Genomic DNA, 16,117 nt, shown 5'->3' with positions numbered 1-16,117 from the left:
CAGCCGCAGTTGTCCCTACCCAGCCCAATCAGCCGCGGTTGTACTCCTCGTAAACAGCAGCCGCGTTGTCCTTGGTCACCAGCCGGGTGCCGAGGGTCTGCGTCTTGGCCACCGGCTGGCAGTCGATGAGCAGTTTCTTCGCCGCGGCAACGGCTTCCGCGCCACCCGTCGGGTAGACGAACGTCGCCGACAGCCGGCCGGCCTCCACCGCCTTGATGCCGCCCTCGGGCACGGGCAGCCCGTCGATGCCGACGATCGGCAGGTCCGCCTTGCCCGCGTTCTGTGCGGCCAGCCGGGCGCCTTCGGCCATCGGGTCGTTCTCGGAGAAGATCGCCTGCGCGTCCGGGTGGGCCTTGAGCAGGGCCTCGGCCTGCTGCTGGCCCTTGTCCCGCAACCAGTCCGCGTCCGCCGTCGCGATCACGCTCACGTTCTTGCCCGCGATGCCCTTGTCGAAGCCGTCACTGCGCTCCTTGGCGGGCGTCGAGCCGGCGAGACCCTTCAGCTCGACCACCTTTCCGCCCTGCGGCAACAGCTTCTCGGCGAAGAACTGCCCCGCCTGACGCCCGATGTCCACGTTGTCCGCGCCGATGAACGAGGTGTACGCGTCGCCGTCCACCTTGCGGTCCAGCACCAGTACCGGGATGCCCTGGTCGTAGGCCTGCTTGACGACGCCGGTGAGCGGCGTCGCCTCGTTCGGGCTGATGATCAGCAGGTCGATCTTCTGCGTCAGGAACGTGTTGACCTGCTCCACCTGCTTGGAATTGTCCTGCGCGGCATCGGAGTAGTGGACGGTGAACTGCGGCACGCTCGCCGCCGCCTTGCGGATGTCGTCGTCCATCCGCACGCGGTACGGCTCGGCCAGGTTCGCCTGGCTCATGCCGATGGTGAACTTGCCGCTGGGCCCCTTGCAGGCCTTCGGCGCCGGCGCGGTGCCGGACGACGCGCCGGGCGCATTCTCGTGGGTGGTGCCGCAGGCCGCCAGCGCCATCCCGGCGGCCACCAGAACCGCCAGGCGGCGGGTGTTCTTGGACATCAGCTCCCCTTCCCTGCCTGAACATCTGCTTGAGAGTCCGCCGGCGGCTCGGGAACGGCAGCCGGAGGTGGGGCACCGGCCGCGCCGAGCGAGGCCGGCCGCAGCCGCTGCAGCCCGGCGGCGAACACGATCACCACACCGACCACGATCAGCTGTACGTTGGAGTCGACATCGTTGAGCTGCAGGATGTTGTCCAGCACGCCGACCAGCAGCGCGCCCGCCACGGTGCCGAGCACCGACCCGCGCCCGCCGGAAAGGCTGGTCCCGCCGATCACCACGGCGGCGATCGCGTTCAGCTCGTAGCCGACGCCGTCGTTGGGGCCGCCGAAGTTCAGCTGTCCCGCGTGGACGATCCCGGCCAGCGCCGCGAGCAGCCCGCAGATGCCGAACACGAGCACCTTCACCCGGGCCACCGGCACGCCGGACAGGCGCGCGGCCCGCTCGTTGCCGCCGATCGCGTAGACGTGCCGGGAGAACGCGCTGACCCGCAGCAGCACCACGGCCAGCACGGCGACCACCACGAAGATCAGCGCCGGGATCGGTACCACGCCACCGAAAGTCCGCTCGCCCAGCAGCGAGAACGGCACCGGCGCTTGACCCGGGCCGTTGCCGTAGGTGATCGAGACGCCCTCGCCGCCGGACCACATCCGGGCCAGCCCGCGCGCGATCTGCATGCCGGCGAGCGTGACGATGAACGCCTGGATCCGGAACCGCGCGCTCGCGATCCCTTGCAGCAGGCCGAAAACCAGGCCCATCGCGAGGATCAGCAACACCGCGGGGACGAGCCCCCAGTCGTCGGCGGTGAGCAGCTCCGCGATGCCGACGCTGGCCAGCCCGACCACCGAGCCGACGGACAGGTCGATCCCGCCGACCAGGATCACCAGGGTCATGCCGACCGCGATCACGCCGATCTCGGAGATCGCGCGCACCACGCTGAACAGGTTGTCGGCGCCCAGGAAGACCAGGCTCCCGCCGTACGACGGGGAAAACGCCACGGCCGCGGCGAACACGATGACCAGCCCGAACACGCTCTGGAACCGGAAGAGCACCGCGACGGCCTTCACTGCACATCTCCCATCGACGCCGCGAGCAGCTCCGCCTCGCCGGCCAGCGCGGTGTCCAGCTCGTCCACACTGCGCCCGCCGCGCAGCACCACCACGCGATCGCACACGCCGACCAGCTCCGCGGGTTCGGACGAGGCCAGCAGCACGCCGACGCCGGTCCGCGCGATCTCGCCGAGGATCCGGTAGATCTCGGCCTTGGCGCCGACGTCGACGCCGCGGGTCGGCTCGTCGAGCAGCAGCAGGGCCGGCTCGGTCAGCAGCGCCCGGCCCAGCACCACCTTCTGCTGGTTGCCGCCGGACAGCGCGCCGACCGGGTCGGCCAGCGAGGTGAGCTTCACGCCGAGGCGCCCCGCGGCCTCCCGGGCCTTGCCGCGTTCGCGGGCGGCGGGCACCAGGCCGAACCGCGCCAGCTTGTCCACAATAGACAGCACGGTGTTGGCCAGCACCGAATGCTCCAGCGCGAGCCCGGAAACGCGCCGGTCCTCCGGCACGTACGCGACGCCGGCCCGCAGCGCCGCGCGCGGCGACCGTGGCCGGAAGTCCTTGCCCCGCAGGCGAACAGTGCCGCTCAGCACGCCCTTCGGCCCGGCGCCGTACAGCGCCTCCAGCAGCTCTGTGCGGCCGGAGCCCAGCAGCCCGGCGACGCCGACGATCTCGCCCGCCCCGACGCGCAGGCTGATCCCGGCGGGCTCGCGCCGACCGGCCCGCGGCCGGACCACCAGGTCGGCCACCTCGAGCACGTCCTCGGTCACCGTCGCGCGGGTCTCGGCATGGAACATCAGGTGCACCGGGCGGCCGACCATCGCCTCGGCGGCCTGCGCCGCCGTCAGCTCGCGCGCGTCGAACTCGGCCACCACCTCGCCGTTGCGCAGCACCGTCGCGCGGTCGGCGACGCGGCCGATCTCCTCCATCCGGTGCGAGATGTAGACCACGGCCACGCCGTCGCGGCGGAGCTGGTCGATCACCGCGAACAGCCGCGTCACCTCGTGCGGGGACAACGCCGAAGTCGGCTCGTCCATGATCAGGATCCGCGCGTCGAGCGAGAGGGCCTTGGCGATGGTGACCAGCTGCCGCTCGCCGGTGCGCAGCAGCTCCACCGGCGTGGCCGCGTCGAAGCCGACGCCGGTGCGCGCGAGCAGCTGCCGGGTTTCGGCCAGCATCCGGCGGCGGTCGAGCACCCCGCGTGCGTGCGGCTCACGGCCGAGAAAAACGTTCTCCGCCACCGAAAGCGCGGGCACGAGGTCCAATTCCTGGTGGATCATCGCGACGCCGGCCCGCTGCGCGTCGGCCGGCCGGGCGAACCGGACCGCCTCCCCTGCGATCCGGATCGTCCCCTGCTCGGCGGCCACTTCCCCGGAGAGCACCTTCATCAGGGTGGACTTGCCCGCCCCGTTCTCCCCGAGCAGCGCGTGCACCTCCCCCGCCCGCACGGTGAAATCCACACCGCGCACTGCACGCACCCCGCCGTAGGCCTTGCTGACGCCGGCCAGCTCGACCAGCGCGACGTCCTCGTCGCCCATTCCCGCCCTCGCCCCTCGCCCGCCCGCGCCCGTCCCGGCGCGAGCGGCCCTCGTCGAGAAATCGATTACCGGTGAACGTAGGTCCACCCGGGTGGGTGTGTCAAGGGTCACCTCCCGAAGGACCCAGGGCCACGGAAAACGGCAGGCCCCGCGGAAATCGCCCGCCGAGATCCACAGCCGCCGCCTCACACGTTCGTGAAGTCGGGCAGCCGGGGCAAGGTGAAAAAGCGGGCGCCGGGCTGAACGGCGGGTGGCCGCCACCCAGCGTGGCGGCGAAGACCCCCTGTCCGCCCCTTAGTCACGGGGTTTCCCCACCCGGGCCGCGCTAACTTGTTCGATGTGATTTGTGGCGAACCTCGCGCGATCGGCGACCGGACCCGTGTGGCCCAGGCCGCTTTTTGGCTGGTTCCCACAATCCAGGTGCTCCGGCATGCGCCATGCACGACATTGGTGTACCGGCCGGTAAGGGAGCAGGGTGTAAGCAAGTGCAGGCGACGATCCGGGGGCCGGACGTCGCCTGCTGCGCGTGGGTACATGGGAGGCTCAGTCGGTGTTCAGTCGTGTCGCCATCGTGAACCGCGGGGAGGCCGCGATGCGGCTGATCCACGCAGTCCGGGACCTTTCCGCGGAAACCGGGGCGCGGATCGAGACGGTCGCCCTCTACACCGATGCGGACCGGTCCTCGACGTTCGTCCGTGAGGCCGATCTGGCCTACCCGCTGGGCCCGGCTTCCGCGCGCCCGTACCTCGACCTGGCCGTGCTGGAGAAGGCGCTGGTCGAGACCAAGGCCGACGCCGCGTGGGTCGGCTGGGGCTTCGTGGCCGAGGACCCGGCGTTCGCCGAGCTGTGCGAGAAGGTCGGCGTCACGTTCGTCGGCCCGAGCGCCGAGGCGATGCGCAAGCTCGGGGACAAGATCGGCGCGAAGCTGATCGCCGAGGAGGTCGGGGTCCCGGTCGCGCCGTGGAGCCGCGGCGAGGTCGCGAGCCTGGACGCCGCCCTGCGCGCCGGCGACGAGATCGGCTACCCGCTGATGCTCAAGGCCACCGCGGGCGGCGGCGGGCGCGGCATCCGCATGGTCGCCTCGGCCGAAGACCTCACCGAGGCCTACGAGCGCACCAGCCAGGAGGCGCTGCGCGCGTTCGGCTCCGGCATCGTGTTCCTGGAGCGCCTGGTCACCGGCGCGCGGCACGTCGAGGTCCAGGTGATCTCCGACGGCGAGACAGCGTGGGCGCTCGGCGTCCGCGACTGCTCCGTGCAGCGGCGCAACCAGAAGATCATCGAAGAGTCGGCCTCGCCGGTGCTCTCGCCCGAGCAGACCGCCGAGCTGAAGACGTCGGCCGAACGGCTCGCCGTGGCGGTGGACTACCGCGGCGCCTGCACCGTCGAATTCCTTTACCACCCCGGGGAAAAGCTGTTCGCCTTCCTCGAGGTGAACACCCGGCTCCAGGTCGAGCACCCGATCACCGAGATCACCACCGGCACCGACCTGGTGCAGCTGCAGCTGCACGTCGCGGGCGGCGGCAAGCTCGAGGGCCCGCAGCCGGCCGAGTCCGGCCACGCGGTCGAGGCGCGGCTGAACGCCGAGGACCCGGACCGCGACTTCGCCCCCTCCCCCGGCCACATCGCGCGGCTGCTGCTGCCCGCGGGCCCGGGCATCCGCGTCGACACCGGCGTGAGCGAGGGCGACACCATCCCGGCCGACTTCGACTCGATGATCGCCAAGATCATCGCCTACGGCCGCGACCGCGACCAGGCGCTGGCCCGGCTGCGCCGCGCGCTCGGCGAGACCACCGTGATCATCGAGGGCGGCGCCACCAACAAGAGCTTCGTGCTCGACCTGCTCGACCAGCCCGAGGTGATCGACGCCACCGCCGACACCGGCTGGATCGACCGGGTCCGCGGCGAGGGCCGGCTGGTCACCAGCAAGCACTCCGCGATCGCGCTCGCCGCGGCCGCCATCGAGGCGTACGAGGACGAGGAAGAGATCGCCCGCCAGCGCCTGCTGGCCACCGCGCACGGCGGCCGCCCGCAGGTGCAGCACGAGAGCGGCCGCCCGCTGGACCTCAAGCTCCGCGGCGTCGGCTACCGGGTTTCCGTGGCCCGCGTGGGCCAGAAGCGCTTCCGCGTCGGCATCAGCGGCGGCGGCGAGGTCAGCCCGGCCGACGTCGAGATCGACCGCTTCGACGCCCACACCGGCCAGATCACCGTGAACGGCAGGCGGTTCCGCCTGGTCACCGGCACCCACGGCCCGGTCCACCTGGTCGAGGTGGACGGCGTCACGCACCGCGTCAGCCGCGACGAGGGCGGTGTGGTCCGCTCGCCCGCGCCCGCGCTGGTGGTCGCGACCCCGGTCTCCGTCGGCGACGAGGTGGACGGCGGCGCGCCGATCCTGGTGCTGGAGAGCATGAAGATGGAAACGGTGCTGCGCGCGCCGTTCCGGGCCCGCGTGCGGGAGCTGCCGGTGTCGATCGGCAGCCAGGTGGAGACGGGCGCGGCGCTGCTGCGCCTGGAGCCGCTGGCCGACGAGGAGGACGCCGGCGACACCGCCGCGGCCGCCGACGAGGTCGTCGAGATCGAGCTGCCCGCCGAGCCCGCCGCCGCTTCGGCCGCCGACCGCGCCGAGCGTGGCCTGCAGGACCTGCGCAGCCTGTTGCTCGGCTTCGACGTGGACCCGCACGACCAGCGCCGCGTGCTGACCGGCTACCTGGCCGCACGCGAAGAGCTGGGCGAGCCCGGCCGCGCGCTGACCGCCGAGGTCGGGCTGCTGGGCACGTTCGCCGACCTGTCCGAGCTGACCCGCAACAAGCCGGCCGGCGAGGACATCAGCGCCGAGCGGCCGGTGCACAGCGCCCGCGAGTACTTCCACAGCTACCTGCAGAGCCTCGACGTGGAGCGCGCCGGGCTGCCGGACGCGTTCCAGGACCGGCTGCGCCGCGTGCTCGGCCACTACGGCGTCACGGACCTCGAGCGCACGCCGGAGCTGGAGGAAGCGGTCTTCCGGATTTTCCTGGCCCAGCAACGGGCTTCGTCCGACGTCGCGATCGTCTCGGCGCTGCTGCGCCAGTGGCTCACCGAGGCACCGCCCGTCGAGTCGCTGCGCGAGGAGGCCGGCCTGGCGCTGGAGCACCTCGTGGCCGCCACGCAGGTGCGGTACCCCGCGGTCAGCGACCTCGCCCGCGGCGTGGTGTTCCGCTGGTTCGCCCAGCCGCTGCTGCGCCGGGCCCGCGCGGAGGTCTACGCCGGGGTGCGGCAGAGCCTGCGCCACCTCGACCGGCAGCCGGACGCACCGGACCGCGCCGAGCGCATCGCCGCCATGGTGGCCGGCTCCGAGCCGCTGGTGCGGCTGCTCGGCCAGCGCATCGGCCGGCCGGGCACCGACCCGGCGCCGCTGCTGGAAGTGCTGACCCGCCGGTACTACGGCAACAAGGGCCTGTCCGGCATCCGCTCGCGCGACGTCGCGGGCTGCACGTTCGTCACCGCCGAGCACGTGGAGCCGGCGCGGGTGGTCACCACCGCCGTCGACTTCGCGCAGCTGCCCGACGCCGTGCGCGCGGCCGGCGAGCTGGCCGGGGACGCCGCAGCCGGCGCGCACGTGGTCGCCGACCTCTACGTGCGCTGGGCCGACCAGCCCGACGCGGACGCGATGGCCGAGCGCCTCGGCGCGGCGATCTCGGCGCACCCGCTGCCCGAGCACCTCGACCGGATCACCACCACCGTCGCCGGGGGCGGCGGCGCGGTGTTCCACCACCACTTCACCTTCCGTCGCGGTAGCGAGGGCTTCGCGGAGGACCGACTGATCCGCGGGCTGCACCCGCGCGTGGCCGAGCGCATGCAGCTGCAGCGGCTCCAGGAGTTCGACCTCACCCGGCTGCCCTCCTCGGACGAGGAGGTGTACCTGTTCAAGTGCGTGGCCAAGGCCAACCCGGCCGACGAGCGGCTGGTCGCGATGGCGCAGGTCCGCGACCTCACCCCGCTGCGCGAGGCCGACGGGCGGCTCGTTTCGCTGCCCGCCGCCGAGGACACCCTCGCCGGCTGCCTCGACGCCATCCGCAACATCCAGGCGCAGCGGCCGGCCAAGAAGCGCTTCGACACCAACCGGATCGTGCTGTACGTGTGGCCGCCGACCGAGCTGACCATGGACGAGCTGAACCACCTCGCCCGGCGCGTCCTGCCGAGCACGGCGGGCGCGGGCCTGGAGGAGATCCTCTTCCTGGCCCGGCGGCGCGACTCGGCGACCGGCGAGCTGGCCGAGGTGGCCGTCACGATCCGCAACGACGTCGGCTCCGGCGTGCGGCTCGCGGTCGGCCAGCCCTCGACCGAGCCGGTGCAGCCGCTCGACGGCTACCGGCAGAAGGTGCTGCGCGCGGCGCGTCGCGACACCGTCTACCCGTACGAGCTGACCGGGATGCTGGCCGGCGAAGGCAGCTTCGTCGAGCACGACCTCGACGACGCCGGCGCGCTGGTCCCGGTGGACCGGCCGCGGGGCGGGAACAAGGCCGCGATCGTCGCGGGGGTCGTGCGCACGCCGTCGAAGCTGGTGCCCGAGGGCGTCGAGCGGGTGGTGCTGCTGGGCGACCCGACGAAGGCGCTGGGCGCGCTGTCCGAGCCCGAGTGCGCCCGCGTGATCGCCGCGCTGGACCTGGCCGAGCGCAAGCAGGTGCCGCTGGAGTGGTTCTCGCTGTCCTCGGGCGCGCGGATCTCGATGGACTCCGGCACCGAGAACATGGACTGGGTGGCGGCCGCGCTCAAGCGGATCGTCGAGTTCACCCAGGGCGGCGGCGAGATCAACATCGTGGTCGCCGGCATCAACGTGGGCGCGCAGCCGTACTGGAACGCCGAAGCCACGATGCTCATGCACACCAAGGGAATCCTGGTGATGACGCCGGACTCGGCGATGGTCCTGACCGGCAAGGACGCGCTGGACTTCTCCGGCGGCGTCTCGGCCGAGGACAACTTCGGCATCGGCGGCTACGACCGCGTGATGGGCCCGAACGGGCAGGCGCAGTACTGGGCGCCGAACCTGGCCGGGGCGCGTGACGTGCTGATGGCGCACTACGAGCACACGTACGTGGTGCCGGGCGAGTCCTCGCCACGCCAGGCCGTGACGACCGACCCCGCGGGCCGTGACGTCTCGGACTACCCGCACGCGATCGTCGGCAGCGACTTCACCACCGTGGGCCAGATCTTCTCGGCCGAGCACAACCCGGACCGGAAGAAGCCGTTCGACATCCGCACGGTGATGCGCGCACTGTCCGATCAGGACCACCCGGTGCTGGAGCGCTGGGCCGGCATGGCGGACGCGGACACCGCCGCGGTGCAGGACGTGCACATCGGCGGCCGCCCGGTCTGCCTGCTCGGCATCGAGTCCCGCTCGGTGCCGCGCCGCGGCTTCCCTCCCACCGACGGCCCGGACACCTACACCGCGGGCACGCTTTTCCCGCGCTCGTCGAAGAAGGCCGCGCGCGCGATCAACTCGGCCAGCGGCAACCGCCCGCTCGTGGTGCTGGCGAACCTGTCCGGCTTCGACGGCTCCCCGGAGTCGATGCGCAAGCTGCAGCTGGAGTACGGCGCCGAGATCGGCCGGGCCATCGTCAACTTCGACGGCCCGATCGTGTTCACCGTGATCTCCCGCTACCACGGCGGCGCGTTCGTGGTGTTCTCCAAGGCGCTGAACCCGAAGATGACGGTGCTGGCGCTGGAGGGCTCGTTCGCCTCCGTGCTCGGCGGGGCGCCCGCCGCGGCGGTGGTGTTCGCCGGCGAGGTGAACACCCGCACGGCGAACGACCCCCGCGTGGCCTCGCTGCAGGCCCGCCTGACCGAGGTCAGCGGCGCCGAGCGCGCGGCGCTGACCGCGGAGCTGGCCGAGGTCCAGTCCGGCGTGCGCGCCGAGAAGCTGGGCCAGGTGGCGGCGGAGTTCGACCGGGTGCACAGCATCCAGCGCGCGGTCGAGGTCGGCTCGGTGGACGCGATCATCAGCGCGGCCGAGCTGCGGCCGCGGATCATCGAGGCGATCGAGCACGGCCTGAAGAGCTGACGCGGCGGGGCTTGCTTGTCGCCCCTCGCCCGCCCGAAGCCCGTCAAGGCCTCCTTACCCGCGTCGCACGCTGGTAAGGAGGCCTTAGCGGAGCCTGGTCAGTCCCGGATCCGCCAGTGGGCAACGGCCTGCTCGTCCAGTTCGAAACCGAGCCCAGGCTGTGACGGCACCGCCAGCTCGCCGGCGGCGGTGACCGTCACGGGCTCGGCCAGCATGAAGTCGCGGCGTCGCGGCGTCCAGCCCGGCGGGTCGAACGGGAACTCGAAGTACGGCCCGCCGCCGATCCCGGCCGCGACGGCCAGGTTCGCCAGCACGCCGATGCCGTTGGTCCAGCTGTGCGGGGTGAACGCGCGGTGCTTGAGCTGGGCCAGCTCCCCCAGCGTCCGCGCGCGGTGCATCCCGACGGCCAGCACGACGTCCATCTGGTAGACGTCGAGCACGTCCTGCTCCAGACAGCGCAGCAGTTCCGGCACCGAGTGGTGCATCTCCCCGGCCGCGAGCCGGACGCCCGGGTTGTCCGCGCGCAGGGTGCGGAAGCCGTCGAGATCGTGATACGGCAACGGTTCCTCGACCCAGAACACGTCCAGTTCGGACAGTCCGCGGACCAGCTTCCGGGTCGCGGCCAGGTCCGTGGCGGGCGCGGTGTCGCCCGCCATCCGCCAGGACTGGTTGAGGTCGACCATGATCTCGAAGTCCGGCCCGAGCGCGTCCCGCACGGCGGCGACCGTCGCCACGCCCTCGGCGGCGCGGTCCCGGTCGATGCGGATCTTCATCGCGCGGAACCCGGCCTCGCGTGCCTGGAACGCGGATTCAACGCGTTCGGCCGGCGGCTTGAGCTCCGCCGTGGACGCGTACACGGGCACCGACCGCGCGGCGTTGCCGAAGAGCGTCGCGACCCGCAGCCCGGCGACTTTGCCGATGAGATCCCACAATGCGACTTCCAGCGGCCAGTAGCTGCCGCCGTGGAAGTTGGCCGTCTCGATGGCCTTGACGTGGCGGACGATGTCCAGCGGGTCCTGGCCGACGAACAGGTGCTTGACGGCCTCGAAGCCCGCCATGGTGTCGCCGGAGCCGATGCCGGTGACGCCGTCGCCGGTGTGCACCCGCACGATCGTGGCGTCGAAATGGCGGCGCGGCTCCGGGTCCCACGCCGCGCGCAACGGCGGGTCCAGCCGCAGCCGCAAGCGGTCGAGGGTGATGTCGGTGATCTTCATGGTGTCCCTTCGCTTCCCTGCCGAAGCTACGAGCGGCCCGCTCGCCACGGCAAGCCACGCGGGGAGATCGCAATGCGCGTTGCGCTCAGGCCAACTCGCTTACGCTGCTGCCCATGGACCGTCATCCCGGCCACGGCCTGCGCCGCGACCTCGACCTGCTCGAAGCGCTGGCGTCGGAGGAGGGGCAGCGCGCGGGCGGGCTCGGCGTCGTCCGGCTGGCGCAGCTGACCGGCCGGGAGAAGAGCCAGGTCTCGCGCGCGCTCAAGGCGCTGGCCGAAGAGGGCGTGGTCGAGCGCGACCCGGACACGTTGGAGTACCGCATGGGGCGACGGCTGTTCTCGCTCGTCGCGAGGACGGTGGAGGACCGGCTGACGCGGGCCGCGGAGCCGGTGATGCGCGCGCTTTCGGCCGAACTGGAGGAGACCGTGCACCTGTGTGTGCTGCGGGATCAGGAAGTGCTGACGCTGCTTTCGGTCTCGGGCCACTCGTTCCGCGTCCGCGGCTGGGAGGGCCGCGGCGTCCCGGCCGACCGCACGTCGGCCGGGCGCGTCCTATTGCTGGACGCGACGCCGGACGAACTGTCCGTGCGCTTCCCGTCGCTGACCGATTTGCCGGCTCTGTGGACGAAGATCCAGGAAGCCAGGGCGCTCGGTTTTGCCCGGGTGGAAGAGGAATTCGAGCTCGGGCTCTCCGGCGTCTCCGCCCCGATCCGCGACTTCCGGGGCCGGGTGGCGGCGGCGCTGAACGTGTCAGCGCCGCACGTCCAGGTGGCTCCCCGCCTGACCGCCGCGGGCCACGCCACGGCGACCGCCGCGGTGACGGTCTCGGACCACTTGGGTTGGGCGGCGGGGCCGTCACCTACGCGGTTGACTTGATCAGGGCTGGAGCTTGAGCAGCCGTTCGGCGTTACCGTGCGCGATCTTGTGCCGGTCGGCGTCGCTGAGCGGAGCTGTGGCAAACGCGGTGGTGGCCGCTTCCGTGTACTCGTACGGATAATCGATCGCGAACATGATCGCGTCGGCGCCGATGGCCAGCACCGCGCCGGCCAGTGCGGCCGGGGACTGGACGCCGCTGATGGTGATCAGGATGTTCGTGCCGACGTACGCCGACGGGGCGCGGTCCAGGGTGCGCCCGGGGTCGAGGGTGGCGTAGCGGGAGTCGAGGCGCGACAGCATGAACGGCAGGTACTCGCCCATGTGCCCGAGGATCAGGTGCGCGCGGGGGTGCCGGTCGAAGACGCCGGAGTACAGCAGGCGCAGGGCGTGCCCGCCGGTCTCCGCGCCCCAGGTGAAGGTCGGCCCGATCAGCTCGGCGGCGCCGTCGGTGACCTTCCACCGTTCGGCGGCGGGTGCGCCCGGGTGGAGGTAGAGCGGGACGTCCAGGTCTTCGAGGGTGGTCCAGAACGGTTCGTAGACGGGGTCGTCGAGGTAGCGGCCGCCGGTGTGGTCGTTGACCAGGGCCCCGCGAAACCCGAGTTCCCCGACGGCGCGGCGCAGTTCGGCAGTCGCGGCTTTGGGGTCCTGCATGGGCAGCGCCGCGAAACCGGCGAACCGGGTCGGGTGCGCGGCCACGATTTTCGCCAGGTAGTCGTTGGCGAACCTGGCCGCGTCGACCGCTTCTTCGGCTGTCAGGTCGGCCTGGATGCCCGGGGCGGTGTGCGACAGGACCTGCGTGTCCACGCCGTAACGGTCCATTTCGGGCAGCCGCAACTCGGTGAAGTCGGGCAGCCGTCGAGCGACGTGCCGGCCGAACTCGCGGCTGACCGGGATGGGCCCGAGGTCGGTCAGCCCGGGGTGGCGGGCGGTGAGCCGGGGAATCGAGAACGCTTCCTCCAGTGCGATCAGGCGCATCTGCTGCTCCTTTGTGGATGGTCGTGGGGGCCGGCCCGTCCATCGTCGATCGGGAGTGCCGGGCGCGTCCAACGAACGATTCCGCTGCTTCCATCGGCGTCGGCGATACTGGCCTGTATGGAGCTTCAGCAGCTGGTCTACTTCATCGCGGTCGCCGACGAGGGCAGTTTCACCCGCGGCGCCCAGCGTGAACACGTGGTCCAGTCGACGATGTCAGCCGCGGTCGGGCGCCTGGAACACGAACTCGGGCAGTCGTTGTTCCGCCGGATCGGCCACCGCATCGAACTCACCGCCGCGGGCGGGCTCCTGCTGGAGCGGGCCCGCGCCATCGTGACCGCGGCCCGCGACGTCCGCCGCGAACTCGACTCCCTCGACGGTGGCCTGCACGGCACCGTCACCCTCGGCACAGTGCTGTCCACCGGCACGTTCCCGCTGGCCGAGGTGCTCGGCGCGATCCGCCGTGCGCACCCGGGCATCGCCTTGCGCGTCCAGTCCTCGCCGCTGGCTTTCGACCGTCACCTGGACCGCATCGCCGACGGCACGTTCGACCTGGCGCTGATTCCCTCACCGGACACGACCGTCGCGTCGATCAGGGTGAGTCCGGTCGGCACGTTGGACCTCGTACTGGCCGCGGCTTTGGACACTCCCCTGCCGGACCGGCCGTTGCAGTGCGCGGACCTCGCGGCTTTCCCGTTCATCGACTTCCCGGTCGGCTGGGCCAACCGGACTCGCACGGATCAGCTCTTCGCGGAGGCCGGTGTGGAGCGCGACGTCGCCATCGAGGTCGCTGACCCGGCTATGGCTCTGGATTTGGTCCGTGGTGGCCTGGGGATCGCTTTTGTCCCGCGTCGTCTGACGGAGGGCCGTCACGACATCCGGACTGTGGTGGTGGAGGCGCCTGCGCTGAGCCGGGTGCTGGTGCTCGCGCGGCTTGAGCGGAAACAGAGTCCGGCGGTTGAGACTGTGTATCGGGCGTTGGTGGAACGGGCAGCCAGTGTCGTTTGAGGACACTGGCTGGATTCGGCCGCCGGCGCAGTTCGGCTGCGGTTCGGCCAGCCCGCTGGGCCGCATATGGACACCGACACAGTCGGCCGTTGGCGCATAAAGAAAGAGGACGGCGAGTCCATCGTGGACTCGCCGCCCTGTGCTGCCGGGTCAGTCTACGGTGTCCTCGGCCAGCACACCGTAGATCCGGCGGCGGGCCTCGTTGAGGACCTTGCGGACCTCGGCGAACTGCGCGTCGGTCCCGGTGTAGGCGACCTGGCCTGCTGCGCCGGAGAGGTCGCCGAGTTGCTTGTAGAGGGCGTGGACCCGGTCGACGCTGGGGTCGTCGTCGGTGGCGCGGGACTCCCACAACCCCGCGAACTCCTCTTCCCGCCCGGCGACGTGCTCCCGTCCGGCCTCGGTCAGCTGCGCGACGCGGCGCCCGCCCGACTCGTCGGTGCGGACCAGGCCCTCGTCTTCGAGCTGCTGCAGGATCGGGTAGATCGAGCCGGGGCTGGGCCGCCATTCTTCGTCGGTGCGGCGGCGGATCTCCTGCATGATCTGGTATCCGTGCATGGGTTCCTCGGCCAGCAACGCGAGCACCGCGGGCCGCACCGGCCGGGCCGGGCCGCGAGCCCCGCGACCCCACGGCGCCCCTCCCCCGCCGAACATCCCCCGCGGTCCACCCGGACCACCCGGCCCACCGGGAAATCCCGGAAACCCGGGGAAACCGGGAAACCCGGGCCCACCCGGCGGCGGCGGGGGCGGAGGCGGCGGCGGAAACCCGCCCGGCCCCCGTGCCGCGTCGTACCCGAATGGGAAGCCTTCGGGCCTTACGAACTCCTCGTGCTCCCCGTCCTCGACCGGGAACCCACCCGGCCCTCCCTCGCCACCCGGCCCGAACGGAAACCCGCCCGGCCCATGGTGACCGCCATGGCCGAAGGGAGCGCCGCCAGGACCGTGATGCCCAGGCCCGAACGGGAACTCGCCGGCGCCGTGGTGCTCGCGGCTGAAGGGGACTTCGCCAGGACTGTGGTGCTCGGAGCCAAAGGGGAACCCACCTGATCGGGGATCCCGGCCCGGTCCGAACGGGAATCCACCCGGGCCATGGTGCCCGCTGTGGTCGTGGGGCTCGCCGTGGTCGGGTGGGGGGCTGCCGGGGCCGCGCCGGGCGCCGAACGGCCCGGACGGGTGGCCCATGGTGAAACCGAAACCGTGCTGGTGGCCGAAGCCGAACCGGTGGTCAGGACCCGGTCGGGCGCCGGGAGCGGGGTGGCTGTAGGCGCCGCGCTCGTCGTGAGAGCTGTGGTGGCGAGGGGGGTGGTGGTCGTCGGGGCCGTGTCGGTCTTCGGGGCCGAAGCCGTCGAAGATGTGGGCGCCGCCTGCTGTGCTGGTCATGAGGTCCTCCTGAAGGGTTGTTCTATCGCCGACACTTCGACGATATATCGTCGCCATGTCGGCACGCAACCCTGCAGGTCAGAGGTGTTCGGCAGGTTATTCAGAGGGGCGGGCAGCGCTCACGGTCACTGCCGCACCGACACCGACACAGCCACAGCGAGGCGAAACGCCTACCCCACCGCCAGGAACCAGCAGGAACCACCAAGAACCCCATCACCGGCAAAACCAAATACCCAAAAAGCCACCAGGGGCCCCGGCAACCATGCCGGGACCCCTGAGCGACACAACAACGCAAAAACCCAGCCGCCTACTTATCCGGGAAATACTGCCCGTTGAACCACTGCCCCACGCCATTGTCCGAGTACACATCGACGTTGAAATTGTAGTTTTCCGTGTGCTTGTGCTGCGCGTATCCGATCCACCCCGAAGCCGCGGCCTCGTCACAGATGATGTCGTCCGTACACAGCGAAACAGTCGGAATGTTGCCGAAGAAGCTGTCGACTCCAACTAGCGGGTAGCCGACGATCGGGCCGAAGATCACCGACGGCGCCTGGCCCGCGAGGCCGGGGCCGCCGAGGCCGTGCGGGTCGCGTTTGGGGTCGGCGATCAGGACGGCGTTGACGTTGTCGAAGGTCTTCCAGTTTTCCGTCACCCAGATGTGCACGACCGCCGCGCCCTCGGAGAACCCGACCGCCTTCGCGTGCTGGCCGGGGCAGGCCGCGCGCTGGTTGCGGATCAGCCGGTTCAACTCGTCCACACCCTGACGGGCGCTCTGGCTGTTGAGTTCGGCCGAGTAGCCGACGCGCTGGCTGATGCCGGCGCCGGTGAAGATCGTCGAGTCGCGGTCGGTGAAGCCGCCTACCACGATCGTGTAAGTGCCGTCGCACGAAGCCGCGGACGCCGAAGGCGCGCCCACCAGCACGATTCCCGCCGACATCAGCAGACCGGCCAGTACGGCCGCGAGCTTTCTCATGTTCACTCCCCGAATAGCGCACAGTCCGAATAACACACGACGGCCGA

At 71.5% G+C, this 16,117-nt stretch carries 11 protein-coding genes; 4 read left to right on the top strand and 7 right to left on the bottom strand.

From position 1 onward, the window contains the following. Positions 1-28: 28 nt before the first annotated feature. The 3 genes from OG371_RS32675 to OG371_RS32665 are packed head-to-tail and all read right to left on the bottom strand — an operon-like array spanning position 29 to position 3,617. Positions 29-1,033: a substrate-binding domain-containing protein gene (locus OG371_RS32675; protein WP_329059420.1), complete on the bottom strand. Its 1,005-nt coding sequence runs from the start codon at positions 1,031-1,033 to the stop codon at positions 29-31. Next, a complete protein-coding gene (locus OG371_RS32670) occupies positions 1,033-2,097 on the bottom strand; it encodes an ABC transporter permease (protein WP_329059419.1) in 1,065 nt (354 codons plus the stop codon). The genes OG371_RS32675 and OG371_RS32670 overlap by 1 nt, the downstream gene beginning before the upstream one ends. Further along, positions 2,094-3,617 carry a sugar ABC transporter ATP-binding protein gene (locus OG371_RS32665; protein ID WP_329059417.1) on the bottom strand — a complete coding sequence of 508 codons (1,524 nt, stop codon included), beginning with the start codon at positions 3,615-3,617 and terminating at the stop codon, positions 2,094-2,096. Before OG371_RS32665 ends, OG371_RS32670 begins: the two co-directional genes overlap by 4 nt. Positions 3,618-4,167: 550 nt before the next feature. Here OG371_RS32665 and OG371_RS32660 point away from each other — a divergent pair. Continuing rightward, a complete protein-coding gene (locus tag OG371_RS32660) occupies positions 4,168-9,651 on the top strand; it encodes an ATP-binding protein (protein ID WP_329059415.1) in 5,484 nt (1,827 codons plus the stop codon). A 98-nt stretch (positions 9,652-9,749) separates the two neighbouring features. On the opposite strand, the gene OG371_RS32655 is transcribed toward OG371_RS32660, so the two are convergent. Beyond that, positions 9,750-10,865: a mandelate racemase/muconate lactonizing enzyme family protein gene (locus tag OG371_RS32655; protein WP_329059413.1), complete on the bottom strand. Its 1,116-nt coding sequence runs from the start codon at positions 10,863-10,865 to the stop codon at positions 9,750-9,752. Positions 10,866-10,978: 113 nt separating this feature from the next. On the opposite strand from OG371_RS32655, the gene OG371_RS32650 reads away from it, so the two are divergent. Further along, positions 10,979-11,740 (top strand): IclR family transcriptional regulator, encoded by a 762-nt coding sequence (locus OG371_RS32650; RefSeq protein WP_329059412.1) that lies wholly within the window; start codon positions 10,979-10,981, stop codon positions 11,738-11,740. On the opposite strand, the gene OG371_RS32645 is transcribed toward OG371_RS32650, so the two are convergent. Then, positions 11,741-12,715, bottom strand: a complete 975-nt coding sequence (locus tag OG371_RS32645) for an amidohydrolase family protein (RefSeq protein WP_329059410.1) — start codon at positions 12,713-12,715, stop codon at positions 11,741-11,743. It lies immediately after the preceding gene. A 117-nt stretch (positions 12,716-12,832) separates the two neighbouring features. Here OG371_RS32645 and OG371_RS32640 point away from each other — a divergent pair, with 117 nt between their 5' ends. Beyond that, positions 12,833-13,720 carry a LysR family transcriptional regulator gene (locus tag OG371_RS32640; RefSeq protein ID WP_329059408.1) on the top strand — a complete coding sequence of 296 codons (888 nt, stop codon included), beginning with the start codon at positions 12,833-12,835 and terminating at the stop codon, positions 13,718-13,720. Between the two features lie 150 nt (positions 13,721-13,870). On the opposite strand, the gene OG371_RS32635 is transcribed toward OG371_RS32640, so the two are convergent. After that, on the bottom strand, positions 13,871-14,371 hold the full coding sequence (locus OG371_RS32635; RefSeq protein ID WP_329059406.1) for a PadR family transcriptional regulator: 501 nt from the start codon (positions 14,369-14,371) through the stop codon (positions 13,871-13,873). Positions 14,372-14,632: 261 nt separating this feature from the next. On the opposite strand from OG371_RS32635, the gene OG371_RS32630 reads away from it, so the two are divergent. Beyond that, complete coding sequence (locus tag OG371_RS32630; RefSeq protein WP_329059404.1) at positions 14,633-14,764, top strand: hypothetical protein; 132 nt, start codon at positions 14,633-14,635, stop codon at positions 14,762-14,764. Positions 14,765-15,404: 640 nt separating this feature from the next. Here the strand turns inward: OG371_RS32630 and OG371_RS32625 are convergent. Continuing rightward, a complete protein-coding gene (locus OG371_RS32625; RefSeq protein WP_329059402.1) occupies positions 15,405-16,106 on the bottom strand; it encodes a cutinase family protein in 702 nt (233 codons plus the stop codon). Positions 16,107-16,117: the final 11 nt, after the last annotated feature.

Source organism: Amycolatopsis sp. NBC_01480 (assembly GCF_036227205.1).
Taxonomy (GTDB): domain Bacteria; phylum Actinomycetota; class Actinomycetes; order Mycobacteriales; family Pseudonocardiaceae; genus Amycolatopsis.
Note: the sequence above shows the minus strand (reverse complement) of the source record. Positions and strands in the feature narration are given on the sequence as shown.

Coding starts and splice junctions, on each gene's coding strand:
- OG371_RS32645 (WP_329059410.1), bottom strand. CDS start 12,715: ATGCGCCTGATCGCACTGGAGGAAGCGTTCTCGATTCCCCGGCTCACC.
- OG371_RS32675 (WP_329059420.1), bottom strand. CDS start 1,033: ATGTCCAAGAACACCCGCCGCCTGGCGGTTCTGGTGGCCGCCGGGATG.
- OG371_RS32640 (WP_329059408.1), top strand. CDS start 12,833: ATGGAGCTTCAGCAGCTGGTCTACTTCATCGCGGTCGCCGACGAGGGC.
- OG371_RS32635 (WP_329059406.1), bottom strand. CDS start 14,371: ATGTTCGGCGGGGGAGGGGCGCCGTGGGGTCGCGGGGCTCGCGGCCCG.
- OG371_RS32630 (WP_329059404.1), top strand. CDS start 14,633: ATGGCCGAAGGGAGCGCCGCCAGGACCGTGATGCCCAGGCCCGAACGG.
- OG371_RS32665 (WP_329059417.1), bottom strand. CDS start 3,617: ATGGGCGACGAGGACGTCGCGCTGGTCGAGCTGGCCGGCGTCAGCAAG.
- OG371_RS32655 (WP_329059413.1), bottom strand. CDS start 10,865: ATGAAGATCACCGACATCACCCTCGACCGCTTGCGGCTGCGGCTGGAC.
- OG371_RS32650 (WP_329059412.1), top strand. CDS start 10,979: ATGGACCGTCATCCCGGCCACGGCCTGCGCCGCGACCTCGACCTGCTC.